The organism is Cupriavidus sp. DB3, assembly GCF_020418465.1.
Classification (GTDB): Bacteria; Pseudomonadota; Gammaproteobacteria; order Burkholderiales; family Burkholderiaceae; genus Cupriavidus; species Cupriavidus cauae.
Genome location: NZ_JAIZPL010000004.1, coordinates 52,051 through 71,706, shown reverse-complemented (window position 1 = coordinate 71,706; position 19,656 = coordinate 52,051). Strand labels below are relative to the sequence as shown.

General features: G+C 68.1%; 21 protein-coding genes and 1 tRNA gene. 19 read left to right on the top strand and 3 right to left on the bottom strand.

The window, feature by feature from the left end; genetic code table 11:
* Window positions 1-170 precede the first annotated feature (170 nt).
* Window positions 171-1,070: a 16S rRNA (cytidine(1402)-2'-O)-methyltransferase gene (gene rsmI / locus K7G19_RS13855; protein ID WP_226107748.1), complete on the bottom strand. Its 900-nt coding sequence runs from the start codon at window positions 1,068-1,070 to the stop codon at window positions 171-173.
* Between the two features lie 18 nt (window positions 1,071-1,088).
* Between rsmI and K7G19_RS13850 the strand changes: the two genes are divergently transcribed.
* The 4 genes from K7G19_RS13850 to K7G19_RS13835 all read left to right on the top strand — a co-directional run bounded on the left by K7G19_RS13850 (window position 1,089) and on the right by K7G19_RS13835 (window position 4,776).
* The gene (locus K7G19_RS13850) at window positions 1,089-1,568 is read left to right on the top strand and encodes a YraN family protein (RefSeq protein WP_226107747.1); all 480 of its coding nucleotides are present in this window, start codon (window positions 1,089-1,091) and stop codon (window positions 1,566-1,568) included.
* 172 nt (window positions 1,569-1,740) lie between these two features.
* A complete protein-coding gene (locus K7G19_RS13845) occupies window positions 1,741-2,643 on the top strand; it encodes a BON domain-containing protein (RefSeq protein ID WP_149317528.1) in 903 nt (300 codons plus the stop codon).
* Window positions 2,644-3,055: 412 nt separating this feature from the next.
* On the top strand, window positions 3,056-3,385 hold the full coding sequence (locus K7G19_RS13840; protein WP_370639543.1) for a cytochrome c: 330 nt from the start codon (window positions 3,056-3,058) through the stop codon (window positions 3,383-3,385).
* Between the two features lie 95 nt (window positions 3,386-3,480).
* Window positions 3,481-4,776 (top strand): NAD(P)/FAD-dependent oxidoreductase, encoded by a 1,296-nt coding sequence (locus K7G19_RS13835; RefSeq protein WP_226107746.1) that lies wholly within the window; start codon window positions 3,481-3,483, stop codon window positions 4,774-4,776.
* A 23-nt stretch (window positions 4,777-4,799) separates the two neighbouring features.
* On the opposite strand, the gene K7G19_RS13830 is transcribed toward K7G19_RS13835, so the two are convergent.
* Window positions 4,800-6,206, bottom strand: coding sequence for a hypothetical protein (locus tag K7G19_RS13830; RefSeq protein WP_226107745.1), 1,407 nt, complete (start codon window positions 6,204-6,206; stop codon window positions 4,800-4,802).
* Window positions 6,207-6,489: 283 nt separating this feature from the next.
* On the opposite strand from K7G19_RS13830, the gene K7G19_RS13825 reads away from it, so the two are divergent.
* The 15 genes from K7G19_RS13825 (at window position 6,490) to K7G19_RS13755 (ending at window position 18,234) form a co-directional block, all read left to right on the top strand.
* Window positions 6,490-6,888, top strand: coding sequence for a helix-turn-helix transcriptional regulator (locus K7G19_RS13825; protein ID WP_149317532.1), 399 nt, complete (start codon window positions 6,490-6,492; stop codon window positions 6,886-6,888).
* 153 nt (window positions 6,889-7,041) lie between these two features.
* Window positions 7,042-8,448, top strand: coding sequence for a sulfite dehydrogenase (gene soxC, locus K7G19_RS13820; protein WP_226107741.1), 1,407 nt, complete (start codon window positions 7,042-7,044; stop codon window positions 8,446-8,448).
* Window positions 8,432-9,709, top strand: coding sequence for a c-type cytochrome (locus K7G19_RS13815; protein WP_226107739.1), 1,278 nt, complete (start codon window positions 8,432-8,434; stop codon window positions 9,707-9,709). Before soxC ends, K7G19_RS13815 begins: the two co-directional genes overlap by 17 nt.
* Window positions 9,710-9,836: 127 nt before the next feature.
* Window positions 9,837-10,166 carry a c-type cytochrome gene (locus K7G19_RS13810; RefSeq protein ID WP_149317535.1) on the top strand — a complete coding sequence of 110 codons (330 nt, stop codon included), beginning with the start codon at window positions 9,837-9,839 and terminating at the stop codon, window positions 10,164-10,166.
* Between the two features lie 240 nt (window positions 10,167-10,406).
* Window positions 10,407-10,862, top strand: coding sequence for a thiosulfate oxidation carrier protein SoxY (gene soxY, locus K7G19_RS13805; protein WP_149317536.1), 456 nt, complete (start codon window positions 10,407-10,409; stop codon window positions 10,860-10,862).
* Window positions 10,863-10,954: 92 nt separating this feature from the next.
* Window positions 10,955-11,266 carry a thiosulfate oxidation carrier complex protein SoxZ gene (gene soxZ / locus K7G19_RS13800; RefSeq protein ID WP_149317537.1) on the top strand — a complete coding sequence of 104 codons (312 nt, stop codon included), beginning with the start codon at window positions 10,955-10,957 and terminating at the stop codon, window positions 11,264-11,266.
* Window positions 11,267-11,371: 105 nt separating this feature from the next.
* Window positions 11,372-11,830, top strand: coding sequence for a DsrE family protein (locus K7G19_RS13795; protein ID WP_226107737.1), 459 nt, complete (start codon window positions 11,372-11,374; stop codon window positions 11,828-11,830).
* Window positions 11,831-11,919: 89 nt separating this feature from the next.
* Window positions 11,920-12,753: a sulfur oxidation c-type cytochrome SoxA gene (soxA, locus tag K7G19_RS13790; protein WP_226107735.1), complete on the top strand. Its 834-nt coding sequence runs from the start codon at window positions 11,920-11,922 to the stop codon at window positions 12,751-12,753.
* Window positions 12,754-12,772: 19 nt separating this feature from the next.
* Window positions 12,773-13,474, top strand: a complete 702-nt coding sequence (soxX, locus tag K7G19_RS13785; protein WP_226107734.1) for a sulfur oxidation c-type cytochrome SoxX — start codon at window positions 12,773-12,775, stop codon at window positions 13,472-13,474.
* A gap of 63 nt (window positions 13,475-13,537) precedes the next feature.
* Entirely contained in the window at window positions 13,538-14,053 is a 516-nt protein-coding gene (locus K7G19_RS13780; RefSeq protein WP_226108151.1) for a TlpA disulfide reductase family protein, read from the top strand.
* Window positions 14,054-14,132: 79 nt separating this feature from the next.
* On the top strand, window positions 14,133-15,854 hold the full coding sequence (soxB, locus tag K7G19_RS13775) for a thiosulfohydrolase SoxB (protein WP_226107733.1): 1,722 nt from the start codon (window positions 14,133-14,135) through the stop codon (window positions 15,852-15,854).
* A 140-nt stretch (window positions 15,855-15,994) separates the two neighbouring features.
* Window positions 15,995-16,070: transfer RNA gene (locus K7G19_RS13770), tRNA-Ala, on the top strand.
* Window positions 16,071-16,360: 290 nt separating this feature from the next.
* Window positions 16,361-17,263 (top strand): Abi family protein, encoded by a 903-nt coding sequence (locus K7G19_RS13765; protein ID WP_226107732.1) that lies wholly within the window; start codon window positions 16,361-16,363, stop codon window positions 17,261-17,263.
* A 48-nt stretch (window positions 17,264-17,311) separates the two neighbouring features.
* Window positions 17,312-17,491, top strand: coding sequence for a hypothetical protein (locus K7G19_RS13760; RefSeq protein WP_226107731.1), 180 nt, complete (start codon window positions 17,312-17,314; stop codon window positions 17,489-17,491).
* A gap of 2 nt (window positions 17,492-17,493) precedes the next feature.
* Complete coding sequence (locus tag K7G19_RS13755; protein WP_226107730.1) at window positions 17,494-18,234, top strand: DUF6338 family protein; 741 nt, start codon at window positions 17,494-17,496, stop codon at window positions 18,232-18,234.
* A gap of 26 nt (window positions 18,235-18,260) precedes the next feature.
* On the opposite strand, the gene K7G19_RS13750 is transcribed toward K7G19_RS13755, so the two are convergent.
* Window positions 18,261-19,601, bottom strand: coding sequence for an MFS transporter (locus K7G19_RS13750; RefSeq protein ID WP_226107729.1), 1,341 nt, complete (start codon window positions 19,599-19,601; stop codon window positions 18,261-18,263).
* Between the last annotated feature and the right edge of the window lie 55 nt (window positions 19,602-19,656).

Genomic DNA, 19,656 nt, shown 5'->3' with positions numbered 1-19,656 from the left:
TCCGAGCCCCTGCTGGAGCCACAGTCACCGCTCCAGTGAGCGGCTACGCGGCCCGCTGCACAGCTCCCCGTTCCACCCGGCTTCCCCACCGGAGCGCCTGAGCGGCGCCGACCATGATGCCGGCGCGCATGGCTTCGCCCCGCATCTTCCCGGTCTGCATCGTTCCGGTCTTACTCCTGCTCGCGGCGCGCCAGCGCCATCGCATAGAGCGCCGCGGTATCGGCCCCGGTGATCGCCGCGGCCAGCTTGGCGGCGCGCTTGGCCGGCAACTCCTCCAGCAGCAGCGCCAGCACCCGCTGCGCGTTCGCGTCCAGCGCCGCCTCACCCTTTGCCGGTGCGCCTGCCCCTTCGATCACCAGCACGAACTCGCCCTTGGCGCGCGCCGGATCGGCCGCCAGCCAGGCCGGCGCGTCGGCGACCGCCATCGTCTCGGCCTGCTCGAACAGCTTGGTCAGTTCCCGGCCGATCAGCAGGCGGCGCGTCGGCGGCAATTGCTGCGCGAGTGCGGCCAGCGTGTCGGCAATGCGGTGCGGCGCTTCGTAGACGACCCAGGCATGCTCGAGCGTCGCCAGCGCGGCGATCGCCTCGGTGCGCGCCTTGGCCTTGCTGGGCAGGAAGCCGGCGAAGGTGAAGCGCCCCGCGCCGGTATCGAGCATCTCGCCGGCGACCGACAGCGCGGCCACCGCGGCGCTCGGACCAGGCAGCGGCACCACGCGATGGCCCGCCGCACGCACCGCCTCGACCAGCCGTGCGCCCGGGTCGGAGATGCCCGGCGTGCCGGCATCCGAAACATAGGCGATGCGTTCGCCGGCGGCCAGCCGCTCGGCCACGCGCACGCCGGCCTCGCGCTCGTTGTGCTCGTGCACCGCCAGCAATGGCCGCTGCAGGCCCAGGCGCGACAACAGCTGGCCGGTATTGCGGGTGTCCTCGCAGGCGATCGCGTCGGCAAGGCCGAGCACATGCAGGGCCCGCAGCGTCAGGTCGGCAAGGTTGCCGATCGGCGTGGCGACGATGTACAGCGTGCCGGTGGGATAGGACTGGCCGGTTGCCAGCGAGATCCAGTCAGTCATGCTTGAGAACTTCCGTTGATGCGCACATTCAAAACCACGGCACGAGGCTCGGCACGCGACCTGGCGAAGGACTCGGCGAGGGATTCGGCGAGAGATTCGGCGAGAGATTCGGCGAGAGACACGTCGAACACCGGGACGAAGGACACGTCGAAAGCGCGCGGCGAACGCGCCGAGGCGCGGGCGCTGGCCTATCTGCAGGGCCAGGGTCTGGCGCTGGTGGTCCGCAATTATCGCTGCAAAGGCGGCGAGCTGGACCTGGTGATGCGCGCGCCCGACGGTACGCTGGTCTTCGTCGAGGTCCGCTCGCGCAGCAGCGACGCGTTCGGCGGCGCGCTGGCCAGCATCACGACGACCAAGCGCCAGCGCATCCTGCAGGCCGCCAATCACTATCTGGCGACGCTGGACCATGCGCCGCGCTGCCGGCTCGATGTGGTGGCGATCGGACCGCGACGGCTCGAATGGCTGCGCGATGCGTTCGGCGCGGGCGAGTCGGAATGACAGGACGGCGCCATCGACATCGAACCAGCGCATTCGCCAGGGGCCGCGGCCGCCAGGCTGTCCGTCATAATGCGCGTTGCCGCGCACGGCCAACTGGCATTGCCCTGGCGCGGCACAGGCTGCCCTGCCGACTGCCGATCCTCTTTCGCATTACCGCTACAGCAAGGAACGCATGAAGACTTCGCTTTTTTCGCGCGACGCGCTCGCTGAACCGACGCCGGTCCGCGCCCCCGCCCAGGCCCGTGGCGCCAGCCGGCTCGCCGCCATCGCCCGTGCCGCCGCCACCGCCACGCTGATGCTGACCGCCGCGACGCAGTTGAGCGGCTGCTTCCCGGTGATCGCCGGCGCCATGGGGGCCGGCGTGATGAGCGCCACCGACCGCCGGCCGACGTCGATCCAGGCGGTCGATCGCGGCCTGCAGCTCGAGATCGAGAACACGCTGGCGACGCGCTACAGCGGCGCCGCTCGCGTCAACGTCACCGTGTTCAACAAGAAGGTGCTGCTGACCGGCGAGGTCAAGGACGCCAATCTGCGCCAGCAGATCGAGCAGTACGTGCGCGGGCTGCCGAACGCGCGCGAGGTCATCAACGAGCTGGAGGTGGTGTCGTCGCCGTCGTTCGCCCAGCAGAGCCAGGACGCCTTCGTGACCAGCAAGGTCAAGACGATGCTGATGACCGCCGAAGGCGTGCCGTCGAATTCCACCAAGGTCACCACCGAACGGGGCGTGGTCTATCTGATGGGCCTGGTCACCCGTCCCGAGGGCGATCGCGCCACCGAGACGGCACGCAATGTCGGCGGCGTCAGCAAGGTGGTCAAGGTGTTCGACTACATCGACGAGGCCGAGCGCGCCCGCCTGGACGCGGCCGCATCGTCGCAGAACGCCGCGCCGGGCGAACCGGTCGGCGGCACGCCGGCGCCGGTGCAGAGCACCCCTGGCGCCGCGGTGCCGACCAACTCGACCCCCGCGCCCATCGGCCCCGATCTGTCTTCGCCGGTGACGGCGCCGACGACGGCACCGACGACCGCGCCGGTGCCCGGTGCGGTCGGCCTGCCTCCGGGCCGCAACCTGCCCTGATCCGCTCGCTCCGTCTCCCGACGTTCAGGCGCGCCGGCCATCCGGCCCTGCGCGCCTCCCATGCTCCCTCCACCCGCCTGCCGCTCCCCCGCGTCTTCCTCGCTCCCACCCGTCTGCCGCGCCCTCCGCGTCTTCCTCGCTCCCACCCGCCGGCCGCGCGCTCCTCGCCTTCCTTCCTCCACCGTCCGGCTGCTCCCGCCTTGCCCGCGGCTGACCTACGCTGATGTTGCGGCGGCCCAACGGCGCTCGCCGTCCGATCATCTGCGAAAACCGCAGTACGCCCGCGCCGGCCGATGTGATAGGGTTGCCCTGCCTTGCGCGTCACTCACGCGCCCCGGCCGGTCGCTCGTCCGGTCCGCGCCGTGCGGCCGATCGATGCGCCGAAGTGCCGATCCCAGCGAGGAGCGAGACCATGAAAAACAACAATCCCCTGCGAAGCGCCGCGGCTGGTGTGGCCGCCCTCGCGATGTTCGTCATCGCGCCGGCCAGCGCCGCCGATCCCACTACCGAGCAGGCGCGCAACTGGGCCGCGGCCTGCGCCAGCTGCCACGGCCCCTCCGGCCGCGCGCCCGCCGGCAGCCCGGTGCCCGGTCTGGCGGGCCGGCCGCAGTCCTATCTGATCGAGCAGATGCAGGCGTTCAAGACCGGCAAGCGCGAGGCCACGGTGATGCACCAGATCGCCAAGGGCTATACCGACGAGCAGATCGCGGCGATGGCGAAGTGGTTCGCCGCGGTCAAGTAATACGCACAAGTCATGCGGTCCAGGGAACGCGATCCAGCGATGCGATCCAGTAGTGCGATCCAGTAGTGCGGTCAAACAAGCGAGGGGAAGCTGACATGCAACGACGCGAATTTCTCGGCGCGGCAGCGGCCGCCGCGGCCATCGGGCCGGCGGCCGTCGGCACGCTGCTCGGCGGCTGCGCCAGCGCCGGCACGGCGCGCGCCAGCGGTGGCAAGGTGGTGGTGGTCGGCGGCGGCTACGGCGGCGCGACCGCCGCGCGCTATCTGCGCGAATGGAGCGACAACACCATCGACGTGACGCTGGTCGAGCCAAATCCGACTTTCATCTCCTGCCCGCTGTCGAACCTGGTGCTCGGCGGCAGCAAGCGGATCGAGGACCTGACGGTGTCCTACGATGCGTTGAGCCGGCGCCACGGCGTCAAGGTGGTCCGTGACACCGTCGCCGCGATCGACCCGTCGAAGCGCCAGGTACGGCTGGCCGGCGGCGGCACGCTGCCGTATGACCGGCTTGTGCTGTCGCCGGGCGTCGACTTCATGCCCGACGACGTGCCCGGCCTGAAGCGGCCCGGCGGCGACCAGATCCTGCACGCATGGAAGGCCGGCCCGCAGACGGTGGCGCTGCGCCGCCAGCTCGAAGCGATGCGCGACGGCGGCACCTATGCGCTGACGGTGCCGCTGGCGCCCTACCGCTGCCCGCCGGGGCCGTACGAGCGCGCCTGCCAGGTGGCGCACTATTTCAGCCAGGCCAAGCCGCGCAGCAAGGTGCTGATCCTCGACGCCAATCCCGACGTGACATCGAAGGCCGCGCTGTTCAAGCAGGTGTGGGCCAGCAAGTACAAGGGCATCGTCGAATACCGGCCGCAATACCGCACCGTCGATATCGACCCCGCCACGCGCACGCTGAAGTTCGAGGTCCAGGACGACGAGCGGGTCGACGTCGCCAACGTGGTGCCGGCCCAGCGCGCCGGCGCGATCGCCGTCAACACCGGCCTCGCGACCGCCAATGGCCGCTGGTGCGAGGTCGACTTCCTGACCTTCGAATCGAGGGCCGTGCCGAACATCCACGTGCTCGGCGACGCCATCCAGATCGCGCCGCTGATGCCCAAGTCCGGACACATGGCGAACCAGCACGGCAAGATCGCGGCGGCGGCGATCGTCGCGCTGCTGTCCGGCCGGCAGCCCAATCCCGAGCCGCTGTACAACAACACCTGCTACAGCTTCACTTCCGATCGCGAGGTGATCCACGTCGCCAGCGTGCATCGCTACGACGCACAGAAGAAGACCATGGTGACGGTGCCGGACTCCGGCGGCGTGTCGACGGCGCCCAATACGCTGGAAGCGACCTACGCCTTCGCCTGGGCCAATGCGATCTGGGCGGACGCGCTGGGGTAAGCAATGACTCGGCAAGGCCGGCGTCAGGCCACCGCAAACGACCGTGCCGCTGCCGGGGAACGACGCGGTGCGCTCCCCGCATCGGCCGGAATCTCCTCGCGTGCGCCATAGCGACTGGTCCATGCCCGGCCCCATGTGCCGATGACGGGCGAAATACGGCAGTACTGCGCGACGTAGGTCTTGTTCGGGTGCGTCCGCAGTAGCGGCTGCAGCGGTCTGATGTCGCCGCCGGCCGCCAGGGTGTCCCGCGCCGTCCGGTCGATGGCCGTCGCGATGACCGAGTGGCCCCAGACCAGCTGCAGCGCACTGCGCGACAGTATCGTGCCCGGTTGCGCCTGCTGGTCCACGGCAGTGCCCATCAGGAATGCCGCTACCTTGCGCCCGTTTTCCGGGCTGATGCGCCAGCCGTCGTCGGGCGGATTCATGTGGAGCAGGTCCAGCAGGGACAGCCGTATCCGATGGATGGCCGACTTGTCCGACAGCACGAAGTTCATCGCGCGGTGATACGCCCCGAGGCCGCAGGCGACGTGATCGTTCGCCAGGATGGCCGCGTCCTCGCTCGTCGCCACGGTGTCGCGCAGTGCGATCCACAATTGCGGAACGCGGTCGCGGCCCGCGCGATCCCTGGCAAAGGAGCTGTACCGCCCCTGGATCATGAAGGACAGCACCCGCTTGCGGGCATCGTGGAACGACATGCCGCGGATTTCGTTGGCAAGTGTGTCGGCGATGCACTGGACGGTGGCATCGTCATCGAGCATGCGGCTGAAGCCCGCCACGGCGCTCCCCTGGTGCATCGGATCACCGGTTCCCGCGAGGCAGAGGATGTCCCGGCTGGTGCCGCACAACGCCACGAGCCGCCGAATGGTGCCGGGGTCGCGCCACGCTGCCTCGGCGACGACCGGCACGGAGATCGACAGGGCGATACCCTGCAGCGCCGATTGATCGCCCTTTCTGGCGGCCGTCCGAATTCGCGCCAATGCCGCCGATGCATTCCTGAAGACCTCCATCGAGGAAGCCATGAACGCAATGTCCTCGCTTGCCTCGGCCCACTTCTGTTGCCCGAGCCAATTCACCGCAGTGTCATAGAGGCCGTCCACGTAGCGGAACGCGTGGAACTGTGTCTCGCTCAGCGATACCTGGCCGTCCAGGCCGATGCCACGAAACACCTTGTCGAACAGCTTCCTGCAGAGGCTGCGCTGCTTCTGCACCGCTTCGTCGAGCTCTGCAATCGCGCGCGTGGGCCGATTGGCACGCGGTGGGGTCAGATAGCGCAGATGGCCCGAATAGGGACCGATCTGCACGGAGCCCGTTGCTTCGAAATATGGCGCCGCGCAACGCATCGCGCCAGCAGCGTCCCTGGCCGCGGCCGCGCCTTCGGCGGCTGCCATCAGCGCCTTGTGGGAACAGAGGGTAGGAAAAACCGAGGCCATGCTTCGTTGCTCCTTCGTCGTGGTGGAGGGACGCAATGTATGGGCGCGGGCTATCCCGGCTCGATCGTCTAACGACGCGGACTTTAGCAAGGTTGCGTGGGTGGCTCGCATTCTCACGTCGCTGCCAGGCGGCGCCAGACATGACGCCGACAGGACGCCGACAGGACAGCGGCATGGCTCGACATGGTGCGATTTGGCGAGCGTGGCCTGCGCGCCGTCGTTGCCCGGAGCCGGGGGTAAACGATATATGCGTCTTCACGCATATACGCATATAGTGAATCGCATGAACGAACTGGATCGCGTTTTCGAACAGGTGTCGCACTACTTCGCGCTGCTCGCCGAGCCGACGCGGCTGAAGATCCTGCACGCGCTGTGCGACGGCGAGAAGCCGGTCGGCGCTGTGGTCGAGACGGTGGGTTCGTCGCAGGCCAATGTGTCGCGGCATCTGAACGCGATGTTCCGCTCCGGCGTGCTGGCGCGGCGCAAGGAAGCGAACCTGGTGTACTACGCGATCGCCGACCAGAGCGTGGTGGAGCTGTGCCGGACCGTGTGCGTGCAGGTGGCCGCGCGGATCGAGGACGACGCGCAGCAGGTCGCGATGGTGGACCGCTTCATGCCCACCGAGCCGAAGCGGCGCGGCGCGTCGCCGCGCAAGACGGGCGGAGCCGGCGCGGTGCGCTGACAGCAGCACGAAGCGCGCATCGGTCGCCACCGGCGCGCGCTGAACCAGCAGCACGAAGCGCGCAGCGGTCCTCACCGGCGCGCGCCCCAATACGAACAGGCATGCCGACCGCGCCCGCACGGGAGCGCGGCGAGCGGCCGGAGGAGACCGAACGTGCCGGACCGCAGTCGCCCGGGTCGCATCGAGCCCGCGCCGGAACACTTCGTCAGTGCCGACCTGCAGCAGCAGATCGGGCGCCACGGCATCGACAGCCGCCGGCGCGATCTGCTGCGCGGCAGCTTTCTTGCGGCGGCGGGCGCCACCGCGGCCGCGGTGGGGCTGGTCAAGCCGGCCCGCGCCGCGACCGGCAATGCCGCGGCCTCTACGGCAACCTCTACGGCCACCCACACCGCCGCCGACGGCGATCCCGCGATCCTGAAACCCCAACCCTGGGCGACCTCGCTCGGCCAGCCAGTTGCCGCGCGCCCCTACGGCCAGCCCTCCAGCCACGAAACCGCGCTGATGCGGCGCGAATCGCCGGGTTTGACGCGCGTGTCGGCCGCCTCGGTCAGCTTCGCGCCGCTGCAGGGCCTGTTCGGCATCATCACGCCCAACGGCCTGCATTTCGAGCGGCATCACCAGGGCTGGCACGACATCGACCCGACCCGCCATCGGCTGATGATCAACGGCCTGGTCAAGGCCCCGCGCGTCTATACGATGGACGAGCTGATGCGGCTGCCGTCGGTGTCGCGCATGCACTTCATCGAATGCGGCGCCAATACCGGCATGGAATGGGGCAATGTCGCGGTGCCGACGGTGCAGTACACCCACGGCATGCTGTCCTGCTGCGAATTCACCGGCGTGCCGCTGCGCGTGCTGCTCGACGACGCCGGCGCCGACCAGCGCCGCGGCCGCTATCTGCTGGCCGAAGGCGGCGACGGCTCGGCGATGACGCGCACCATCCCGATGGAGCTGGCCGACGAGATCATCGTCGCCTGGGGCATGAACGGCGAGATGCTGCGGCCCGAGAACGGCTACCCGTTGCGGCTGGTGGTGCCCGGGGTGCAGGGCGTGTCGTGGGTCAAATGGCTGCGCCGGCTGGAGCTGGGCGACCGGCCCTGGAACACCAAGGAAGAGACGCTGCACTACGTCGACATGATGCCGGACGGCATGCTGCGCCAGTACACGTCGATCCAGGAGTGCAAGTCCGTGATCACCACGCCGTCGGGAGGCCAGCGGCTGACCGGCAAGGGCTTCTACAACGTCAGCGGGCTGGCGTGGTCGGGCCGCGGCAAGGTGCGCCGCGTCGATGTCTCGGTCGATGGCGGGCGCAACTGGCGCACCGCGCGGCTGGAGACGCCGGTGCTGCCCAAATGCCTGACCCGCTTCAATCTCGACTGGGTCTGGGACGGCTCGCCGGCGATCCTGCAGAGCCGCGCGATCGACGAGACCGGCTACGTGCAGCCGACCATCGTGCAACTGCGCGCGGTGCGCGGCACGCGTTCGATTTACCACAACAACGCGATCCAGAGCTGGCTGGTCGCGGCCAGCGGCGAGGTGTCCAATGTCCAGGTGCGATAGCGGCGATGAGGGCGATCGCGGCAAGCGCGGCAATCGCGCCCGCGCCGGCGCCCGCCCGGGCCGGCGCCGTGGCGCCATGCTGGCCGGCCTGCTGATCGGCATCGCGGGCGGGGCGGCCCTGTCGATTCCGGCGGTGCGTGCCGCGCAGGCGGGTTCCAATGCCGCGGTCCAGGACGCGGCGCTTTCCGGGGGCGCCCCGGTCTCCAAGGGCACCCCGGTCTCCAGGGACGCCGCGGTTTCCAGGGACGCCAAGGCCGCCCGCGCCCAGCTCGGCCGCACCGCCACCGCCGCCGAAGTGAAAGCCTGGGACATCGACGTCCGTCCCGACTTCCAGGGCCTGCCGCCCGGGCGCGGCACCGTCGCGCAGGGCCAGACCGTCTGGGACGCGCGCTGCGCCTCCTGCCACGGCGACTTCGGCGAATCGAACGCGGTCTTCACGCCGATCGCCGGCGGCACCACCGCGGCCGATATCGCCAGCGGACGCGTCGCGGCGATGACCGGCTCCCAGCCCTACCGCACCTCGCTGATGAAGCTGAGCACCGTCAGCACGCTGTGGGACTACATCCACCGCGCGATGCCGTGGGACGCGCCAAAGAGCCTGACCGTCGACGAGGTCTACGCGGTGACCGCCTACATCCTGAACCTGGGCGACATCGTGCCGTCCGACTTCACGCTGTCGGACGCCAATATCGGCGAAGTCCAGCGCAAGCTGCCGAACCGCAACGGCATGACGACCGAGCACGGCCTGTGGCCGGGCCGCGGCAAGCCGGACACGCGCAATACCGCCTGCATGACCAATTGCGCCGGCAAGGTCGAGGTCAGTTCGCTGATCCCGGAATACGCGCGCGGCACGCATGGGGACCTGGCGGCGCAGCAGCGCGGCTTCGGCCCGGTGCGCGGCGTCGCGACCGGGTCGCCGGAGGACGAGGCGAAGGACAAGCCGGAGGGCAAGGCCGCGGCCGCGACTGTAGGCAACGCGGCGGCCAACCCGGCGCCCACCGCCGCCGCCCAGCCCCTCGGCGCCAGGCTGACCGGCCAGTACCAATGCCTGGCCTGCCACGCGCAGGACCGCAAGCTGGTCGGACCGTCGTTCCACGAGATCGCCCAGCGTTACAAGGGCAAGGACGCGCACGGTCCGCTGGCGCAGAAAATCCGCAGCGGCGGGCAGGGCGCGTGGGGGCCGGTGCCGATGCCGCCGCAACCGCAGGTTCCAGAATCGGATATTCAAGCCATGGTGAAGTGGATACTTGAGGCAAAATAGCGTATTGGGCCGCCTGGCGCCCCCATCGAAGGGGCCGGGCCGGACCAATACGCCGCCGTGCCGGGCAGATTCGCTGCCACACGGCCGTGCCGTCCCCACGGCTCATTCCAGTTCGGAGAGGAGAACAATGAAGCAGTTCGTGATTGCAGCCATGATGCTGGCCGGTGCGGCCTCCGCCCACGCCGCCGTCGATGCGGCCAAGGCCCAGGAGATCGCCACCAAGAACGCCTGCATGGGCTGCCACCAGGTGGACAAGAAGCTGGTCGGGCCGGCCTACAAGGAAGTCGCCGCCAAGTACAAGGGCGACAAGACCGCCATGGCTAAGCTGACCGACAAGGTCAAGAAGGGCGGTTCGGGCGTCTGGGGCCCGGTGCCGATGCCGGCCAACCCGAATATCAGCGATGCCGATGTGAAGACCGTGCTGGAGTGGATTCTGGCGGGCGCACCGGCCAAGTAATGCCTGGTGACGGGCCGGCGTATCGGCGGCATTCGTGATTGCGCCGATACGCCGGCCACTGCAAGAGAGCAACAGCAGTCATTGCAGCAACAACAGCAACAACGGCAGTAAGCGGACGGTCCCGGCGCCTCGCGTCAGGGGCCGCTCACCGGGCGGCGATGCACCGCCCGCGCCAGGCCGGCCGGCCTGGCGACCAAAACGAATACCGCGGGGCGGGTAGAAGCAGGAGTGCAGGACACCATGAACATCACAAGACGAGAGATGCTGCGCGTCAGCGCCGTCGTGTCGCTGATGGCGGCCGCCGGCCTGATCGGCGAGGCGCAGGCGGCCGAATGGAACAAGGCGGCCTTCGAGGGCAAGAGCGTCAACGACGTGATCAAGGCCCTGGGCGGCGGTGCGCCCGAGAAGAGCGGCTCGATCGCCTTCAACGCGCCCGATATCGCCGAGAACGGCGCCGTGGTGCCGGTGGCGGTCACCAGCAATCTGCCCGACACCGAGCAGATCGCGATCCTGGTCGAGAAGAATCCCAATACGCTGGCCGCGGATTTCGTGATCCCGGCCGGCACCGAGCCGTTCGTCTCCACGCGCGTGAAGATGGGCCAGACCTCCGTGGTGCATGCGGCCGTCAAGGCCGGCGGCAAGTGGTATGTCGCCTCCAAGGAGATCAAGGTGACGCTGGGCGGCTGCGGCGGCTGACAAGCCGATCGCAGGCACAGGCGCCGCGCTGACCGCCGCGGCGTCCCGCTTTCCCAGACTGCCCATCGCAACCATCGCAACAGGAGAACGTCATGGCAGACCCGATGCGCGTACGCGCCACCGAGAACGGCGGCGTGGTCGACGTCAAGATTCTGATGAAACACGATATGGAAACCGGCCAGCGCAAGGACGCGTCCGGCAAGACCATCCCGGCCTGGCACATCCAGACCGTGATCGCCCAGTGCAAGGGCAAGGAGGTCTTCCACGCCAACTTCGGCCCGGCGGTGTCCAAGGACCCGTTCCTTAACTTCAAGTTCAAGGGCGGCGCCAAGGGCGACAAGGTCACGGTGACCTGGGTCGACAATCGCGGCGACAAGCGGACCGACGAGGCCACCATCTCGTGATGCCGGCGCGGACGGCAGGTTGCCGGCCGCTCTGGTAAGGTGCCCCTTCGGTAGCCGGGTCGGCGGCCGCGCACGAGGCGCGGCGGACGCGGCGGAAGGAAGATCATGCGTCGAGCATTCTTTGCAAAGGCGGCCGCCGCGCTGGCGGCGGTCGGACTCGGTAGCCGGGCCGCGGCCCAGACGGCGGGCGCGCCGCGGAGCGGGGGCGGACGCCACCGGGTGGTGTACCAGCTGTCGGAAGGCAACGACCAGGCGGTGCGCGCGATAGGCAATCTGCGCAACCATCTGGCCGGCGCGCCCAATACCAAGATCGTCGTGGTCGCGCTCGGCTACGGCGTGGATTTCCTGGTCGAGGGCGCCCGCGACGCGCGCGGCAACACCTTCGATGCCGCGGTCGGCGCGCTGGCCGGCATGGGCGTCGAGTTCCGCGTCTGCCGCAACACGCTGACCGCCCGCCAGATTCCCGAGAACAAGCTGCTGCTCGAAACCAAGATCGTGCAGGCCGGCGTGGTCGAGATCGCGCGGCTGCAGCAGGACGAAGGCTACGCCTATATCAAGCCGTAGCGTGCTGCGCGGCGCGATCCGCGCATGGAAGATCCGCGCATAGAACAACAGCGGCCCGCCTGGTCGGCGAGACCGAGAGGAGAAACCCCATGAGACCGAACCGACGCCGTTCTGGCTGGGCCGTGCTGGCCGCCGCCGGCGCCGTCGCGCTGACGGGCGCGATGGCCGTGCAGGCGCAGGGCGAAAGCAATACCACCGACGAAATCGCCAAGTACCGGCAGATGCTGGCCGAGGGCAATCCCGCAGAGCTGTGGGAAGCCGCCGGCGAGGAGCTGTGGAAAAAGCCGGCCGGGCCGAAGAACGTATCGCTCGAGCGGTGCGACCTCGGCAAGGGCCCCGGCGTGACCAAGGGCGCCTACGCCGAGCTGCCGCGCTATTTCGCCGACGCCGGCAAGGTGATGGACCTGGAGCAGCGGCTGGTGTGGTGCCGCACGACGCTGCAGGGGCTGACCGAGCAGCAGGCCAAGGCGACGCCGTTCTCGTCCTCGGGCAAGCGTTCCGACATCGAGCGGCTGGTGGCCTTCGTCACCGGCGAGTCGCGCGGCGTCAAGATGAACGTCAAGCTGGACCATCCGGAAGAGAAGCAGGTCTACGCGCTCGGCCAGAAGATGTTCTATTACCGCGGCGGCGCCTACGACTTCGCCTGCGCGACCTGCCATGCGGTCGACGGCCAGCGCATTCGCCTGCAGGACCTGCCCAATCTGCTGACCGACAAGGGCGCCCAGGCGGCCTACACCACCTGGCCGGCGTACCGCGTGTCGCAGGGCGAGGTTCGCACCATGCAGCACCGGCTCTACGACTGCCTGCGCCAGCAGCGCTTCCCCGAGCCCGCCTACGGCTCCGATGTGATCACCGCGCTCACGATGTTCCTGGCGCGCAATGCCAACGGCGGCACCTACGACGGCCCGGGCCTGAAGCGCTGAACCAGGGGGAGAGCACGACATGATCCAGACAGAACAATCGCGCCTGCGCCTGCGCGCGGCAGCCGTGGCGGTGTGCGGCGCCCTGGCGATGCTGGCGGCGCCGGCGATGGCGCAGGACGGCGCGGCATCGAAGGGCAAGGCCTCGCCGAAGGCCGCGGCCACACTCCCGCCGGTTTCCGACGGCGACATGAAACGCCTGATCGCCAACTCGTTCACCTCGAAGGGCCCGGCCACGCTGCAGGGCGTGCTCGAGCGCGACGAGATGCAGCAGCTGTGCAGCGACTATCCCGACCGCACCAAGGTGCCGGCCGCGGTGGCGAAGAAGGTCGAGGCCGCCGAACAGCAGAAGATCCGCTATCCGGCCGACAACCGCTGGCTCGGCGACTGGAAGGAAGGCGAGAAGGTGGCCCAGCTCGGCCGCGGCATGCAGTTCTCCGACCCGCCCGGCGGCGTCAACGGCGGCAACTGCTATGCCTGCCACCAGATGACCAAGGCCGAGATCTCCTTCGGCAACATCGGCCCGTCGCTGTATCAGTACGGCAAGCTGCGCGGCAACTCGGAAGCGGTGCTCAAGTACACCTGGGGCAAGATCTGGGACTCGAACGCCTTCGCCGCGTGCTCGAACATGCCGCGCTTTGGCCATAAGGGCATCCTGACCGAGCAGCAGATCCGCGACGTGATGGCGCTGCTGCTGGACCCGGCCTCGCCGGTCAATCAGTAAGAGGGCGGGATGCGGGCCGCGGCGGTGGTGACGGTCGGCTGGAGGCAGGGGCCGCATCGCGCGATGCGCGCCGCGGCGTCGGGCATCGTCGCGGCCATCGCGTCCACCGTGGCGTTGGCGTTGGCGTTGGCGTTGGCATTTCCCGCCCCGGCCGCCGCCCTCGAAGTCGGCGACACCGTGCGCCTGCCCGCGGTCCAGCTGCTCGACGGCCGCACCGTGCCGCCCGAGCACTGGGCCGGCAAGCCGCTGGTGGTGCAGATCTGGGCCTCGTGGTGCCCGTTCTGCGCGCTGCAGAACCCGCGCCTGCAGAAGCTCTACGACAGCACGCGTGGCACGCCGCTGCAGGTGCTGACCATCAGCATCGACAAGGACCAGAAGGACGCCGTCGGCTATCTGCGCCAGCGCGGCTATACCTTCCCCGCGGCGATGGACACGCCGGCGCTGCGCGCCGCGATCGGTCCGCGCAAGGGCCTGCCCGAGCTGTACGTGATCGACGCCAGGGGCAAGGTCGTACAGAAGGAAGTCGGCGAGATGCTGGAGGAGGAAGTCGCCGCGCTGGCCAAGTACGCCAGGCCCTAGCGCGGCGGCAAAGCGGCCCGTCCCGGTCCTGCACCGATCCTGCCCGGACCGCGCGGCCGCCATCGAGAGGAAGACGACAATGAACCGACGCGAGTTCCTGCAGGTGCTGGCCATCGCCAGCGCCGCGGGCATGGCTTTCCCCACGCGCGACGCGCAGGCGGCCCAGGCCGCCGCCAGGCTGTACGACGTGCCGCGCTTCGGCAACGTGCACCTGCTGCATTTCACCGACTGCCATGCGCAACTGCTGCCGGTCCATTTCCGCGAGCCCAGCGTCAACCTGGGCATCGGCGACTATGCCGGCAAGCCGCCGCACCTGGTCGGCCAGGCCCTGCTGAAGCATTACCGGATCGCGCCAGGCAGCGCCGAGGCGCACGCCTTCACCTATCTCGATTTCACCGAGGCCGCGCGCCGCTACGGCAAGGTCGGCGGCTTCGCCCATCTGGCCACGCTGGTCAAGCAGCTGAAGGCCAGCCGCCCCGGCGCGCTGCTGCTCGACGGCGGCGACACCTGGCAGGGCTCGGCGACCGCGCTGTGGACGCGCGGCCAGGACATGGTCGATGCCGCGCTCGCGCTCGGCGTCGACGCGATGACGCCGCACTGGGAAATGACCCTCGGCGCCGAACGCGTGCGCGAGGTGGTCGACCGCGACTTCAAGGGCAAGGTCGCCTTCCTGGCGCAGAACGTCAAGACGAAGGACTTCGAGGACCCGGTCTTCGAGGCCTACACGCTGCGCGAGATGAATGGCGTGCCGGTCGCCATCATCGGCCAGGCCTTCCCCTATACGCCCATCGCCAACCCCGGCTACCTGGTGCCCGACTGGACCTTCGGCATCCAGGAAGAGAACCTGCAGCGCATCATCGACGAGGCCCGCGCCAAGGGCGCGCAGGCGGTGGTGCTGCTGTCGCACAACGGCATGGACGTCGACCTGAAGCTCGCCTCGCGCGTGCGCGGACTCGACGCCATCCTCGGCGGCCATACCCATGACGGCGTGCCGGCCCCGGTGCGCGTGCGCAACGCGGGCGGTACCACGCTGGTCACCAACGCCGGCTCGAACGGCAAGTTCCTCGGCGTGCTGGACTTCGACGTGCGCGGCGGCAAGGTGGCCGACTTCCGCTACCGGCTGCTGCCGGTGTTCGCCGACTACCTGCCCGCCGATCCGGCGATGGAGGCGCTGATCCGCAAGGTCCGCGCGCCCTACGAGCAGAAGCTGGGCGAGGTGCTGGCCGTCAACAAGGAGCTGCTCTACCGCCGCGGCAACTTCAACGGCACCTTCGACCAGTTGATCCTGGACGGGCTGATGGACGTGCAGGGCGCCGAGATCGCGTTCTCGCCGGGCTTTCGCTGGGGCACCACGCTGCTGCCCGGGGAGGGCATCACGATGGAAAAGCTGATGGACCAGACCGCGATTACCTACCCGTACACCACGGTGACGCAGATGAGCGGCGAGACCATCAAGACCGTGCTCGAGGACGTGGCCGACAACCTCTTCAACCCCGACCCCTACTACCAGCAGGGCGGCGACATGGTCCGCGTCGGCGGCCTGCAGTACACCATCGACCCGGCCGCGCCGATGGGCAAGCGGATCACCGAGATGCGCCTGAAGGGCAAGCCGATCGAGGCCGGCAAGACCTACAAGGTCGCCGGCTGGGCCCCGGTCGCCGAGGAAGCCCGCCACAACGGCGGCCCGCCGATCTGGGACCTGATGGCGGGCTGGCTGCGCCAGCGCAAGGAAGTGGCCGCGGCGCCGCTGAACCTGCCGTCGGTCAAGGGAATGGGCGGAAACCCGGGCATGGCGGCTTGAGCTGGCGTGAGGTGGCTTGAGGGCCTTGAGGCGGCTAGAGGCGGCTAGAGGCGGCGTCATGGCTGGGTCGACGGCGGTCACGCCAACCCGCCACGACGGCTTGAATTCGCCGCAAAGCTCGCGCTATAATCGCCCGCTACGGGCCGATAGCTCAGCTGGGAGAGCGCTGCGTTCGCAATGCAGAGGTCGGGAGTTCGATCCTCCTTCGGTCCACCAAGATTCAAAGGCCAGAGCGTGCGCTCTGGCCTTTTGCTTTTTGGGGCCTTTTGGGGCCGCCAGAACGCCGAATGCAAGAACCGACAGCTTGCTGCAGCGTTGAAGTCGACGCTGTGCAGCAGGCATGCTGATATGCGTTCCATGAAGCGAACCTCTTGCACCGGGCTCCGGCCCGCCCCTATACTACGCGGCAACAAAACCCGCCAAGGCTATGCGCGCGAGCGTACCCTCAAACCGGCGGGTTACTTTTTTGTGCGGCAGAGTCTGGCCAGGGCTGCATCGGAACAACGATGAAAATCCCCTTTGGCAAGCCGGCTACGACTCACGCGCAGCAGGTGGCCTTGCTGCAACGGCGGGGCATGATGATCGACGATCCGGCGGAAGCAGAAGCCTGCCTGCGACATCTGAATTATTACCACCTCGCGGCGTACTGGCTGCCATTCGAACAGGACCACACCAACCATATTTTCAGGCCCGGCAGCTGCTTTGCTGACGTGATGAATCTCTACGCATTCGATCGCGCCTTGCGGCTGCATGTCCTCGATGCCATCGAACGCCTGGAGGTTTCCATGCGCAGTCAGTGGGCCTATCAATTGGCTCACCGATACGGGCCTCACGCCCATCTCGATGTCGCATTGGCGTTCAAGCCCCACCTATGGCGACTGAACCTCGATAAGCTTGCCGAAGAAGTAGGCCGGTCCGACGAAATGTTCATCAAACATTTGAAAGCGACTTACGCAGAGCCCTTGCCCCCAGTGTGGGCGGTCTGTGAGGTAATGACGCTCGGACTGCTTTCTCGCTGGTACAACAACCTCAAACCGATGCCGGCCCGCCGGGCCATTGCGATGGAATATGGGGTGGACGAGAAGGTATGGGAATCGTGGCTGCGTCACCTTTCATTGGTACGCAACACCTGCGCGCATCACTGCCGGCTCTGGAACCGGGAGTTCACGATTACCCCGGTTTTGCCTCGGAACAAGCCCGCTGCGCTGCGCGATGGATTCCAGCATGGCTCCCGTAAGCTCTACAACTCCCTTGTCATCCTGACGCACTGTATGCGGCGGATTTCGCCCAAGCAAAGCTGGTGTGCCGATCTCAAGAAGCTGATTACCCAATATGCCGTTCCGGTACAGGCAATGGGCTTTCCGCACGGCTGGGAACGCATGGAAATCTGGCGTGCAATAACAGCTTGAGGTCGAACGAGTCGGACCTACTATACTTTTCCCATTGGAGGACAAGCGATGAAAGCCACTGTCAGGACCACGGTCAAGCTGATCCGCAGCGATCCCGAGAGCGACAAGGCGCTGCGCGAGTTCATTGCCACCGGGAAGCTGAACTCCACCAGGACGTTCAAGATCCGGGACGCCGCCAAGGGCGTTGAGCGCGAGGTCAAGCTGAAGCTGATTCCCGCCCAGGGCTGACCTTGAACATCGCGCTGCCCGCGATCCTGCTGTTTTTCCTGGTCGCGCCGGGCTTCCTTTACCACCACTACAGCCAGGCCAGAGAGGCGCGCGAAGCCGACATGACGCCCTTCGGGGCGACGGCGATCAAATCCATCGTGCTGGCGCTGATCGTGGATGCCGTGGTCGGCCTCGCCGCCACGGAATATTTCGGTTACCAGCTCTATCTCGGCGACGCGCTGCGCATGCTGTCCGGCGGTGCCGCGGCGGCCAGCGTCCCGCCGCACCGCTATGAATGGCTGAACGAACACCCTTGGCCGGTGTTCGGTTTCTTTGCGGGGACGTTTGGCCTCGCCTTCACGCTGGCCATGCTGCGCCGGTGGCTGGTCAGCCGGTTCCATCTGGACCACCCGAACAGCTGGGCGAGCGGCTTCTTCCGGCAGCAGGCGCCCTGGTACTACCTCTTCAGCGGCATCGATTCGGGCATCAGCGACGGCGCCATGGTGGTCGTCAGCGCCGTGGTGCCGATGAAGGACCAGTCCTATCTCTACACCGGCCTGCTGGAGGACTTCGAGTTCAAGAGCGACGGGGAGCCGGAGCGGATCATCCTGTCGGCCGCGTCCCGGCGCAAATTGACCGACGACCGTGGGCGCGGCCTGGAGGAGCACGGGCGCTTCTACCCGATCGAAGGCAATCGGCTGGTGATCCGCTCCAGCGAGTGGACGACCTTGAACGTCAAGTTCCTGGTGGAAGAAAAGGCCTAAGCACCGGCTCCGGCCCTCGCGGACGGCTAGCGCATCTGCCTGGCCGAAGCGGCCACTACCGGTCCCGCCTCCCGCACCGCTCCTCCCGACCCCGACGGGCGCCCGATCAACGCGGCCGACACTGCCGACACCAGCCCGGCGAACATCACGTACGCACAGATCTGCCACGGCTTGCCCTCGCCCGACTTCAGCAGCGCGGTGGCGATGATCGGCGTGATCCCCGACGCGAAGATGCCCGAGAACTGGTAGACGAAGGAGGTGCCGGTATAGCGGACCTTGGCGTCGAACAGCTCGCAGAACAGCGCCGCCTCCGGCCCGTAGACCGCGGCATAGAAGATGCCGAACGGCACGATGATGGCCAGCCACAGCAGCATCACGTTGCCGCCGCCGTTGAGCATCAGCCAGAACGCGGGGAAGGCCGAGCATGCGGTAATCAGCGATCCCCAGAAGTAGACGCGGGTGCGGCCGATGCGGTCCGACAGGTGGCCGAAGAACGGGATGAAGAAACACATCACGATGGCGGCGGCCATCACGCCGGTTAGCGCCTCGGTGCGGCTGATCTTCACCGTCTGGGTCAGATAGCTGATCGAGAACACGCCGAAGACATTGAAGAAGACGCCGTCGATATAGCGCGCGCCCATGCCCTTGAGGATATTGCCGGGGTAGCGCCGCATCATGTCGACGAAGGGAATGCGCGTCTCGGCGTTGCGCTGCTTGACCGCGGTGAACTCGGGCGTTTCCTTGATCGACAGCCGGATATACATGCCGACGAAGACCATGCCGGCGGACACCAGGAAGGCCACGCGCCAGCCCCAGCTGAGGAACTGCGCGTCCGTCAGCGTCAGCGACAGCAGCGCCACCACGCCGGAGGCCAGGCACAGGCCGATCGACAGCCCGATCTGGGGCAGCGAGGCATAGAAGCCCTTGCGGCCCGGCGGCGCGTATTCGTAGGCCATCAGCACCGCGCCGCCCCATTCGCCGCCGAGCCCGATACCCTGCAGCACGCGCAGCAACAGCAGCAGGATCGGCGCCCACAGGCCGATGCTGTCGTAGGTGGGCACCAGGCCGATCAGGAAGGTCGAGATGCCCATGATCATCAGCGTGATCACCAGCATGCTCTTGCGGCCGACGCGGTCGCCGAAGTGGCCGAAGATGACGCCGCCGAGCGGCCGCGTGACGAAGCCCACCGCGAAGGTGGTGTAGGCCAGCATGGTGGCGACCACCGGATCGCCGGCCGGGAAATACAGCTTGTTGAACACGATGCCGGCGACGACGCCGTACAGGAAGAAGTCGTACCACTCGATGGTGGCGCCGATCACCGATGCCATCGCGACCTTGCGTACCGCCTGCTCGTTGGGGCTTGCCATGCTTGTCTCCTTTGGATTGACGGCGCCCTTGGTGGAATGAGTATGCGGGCGCGCG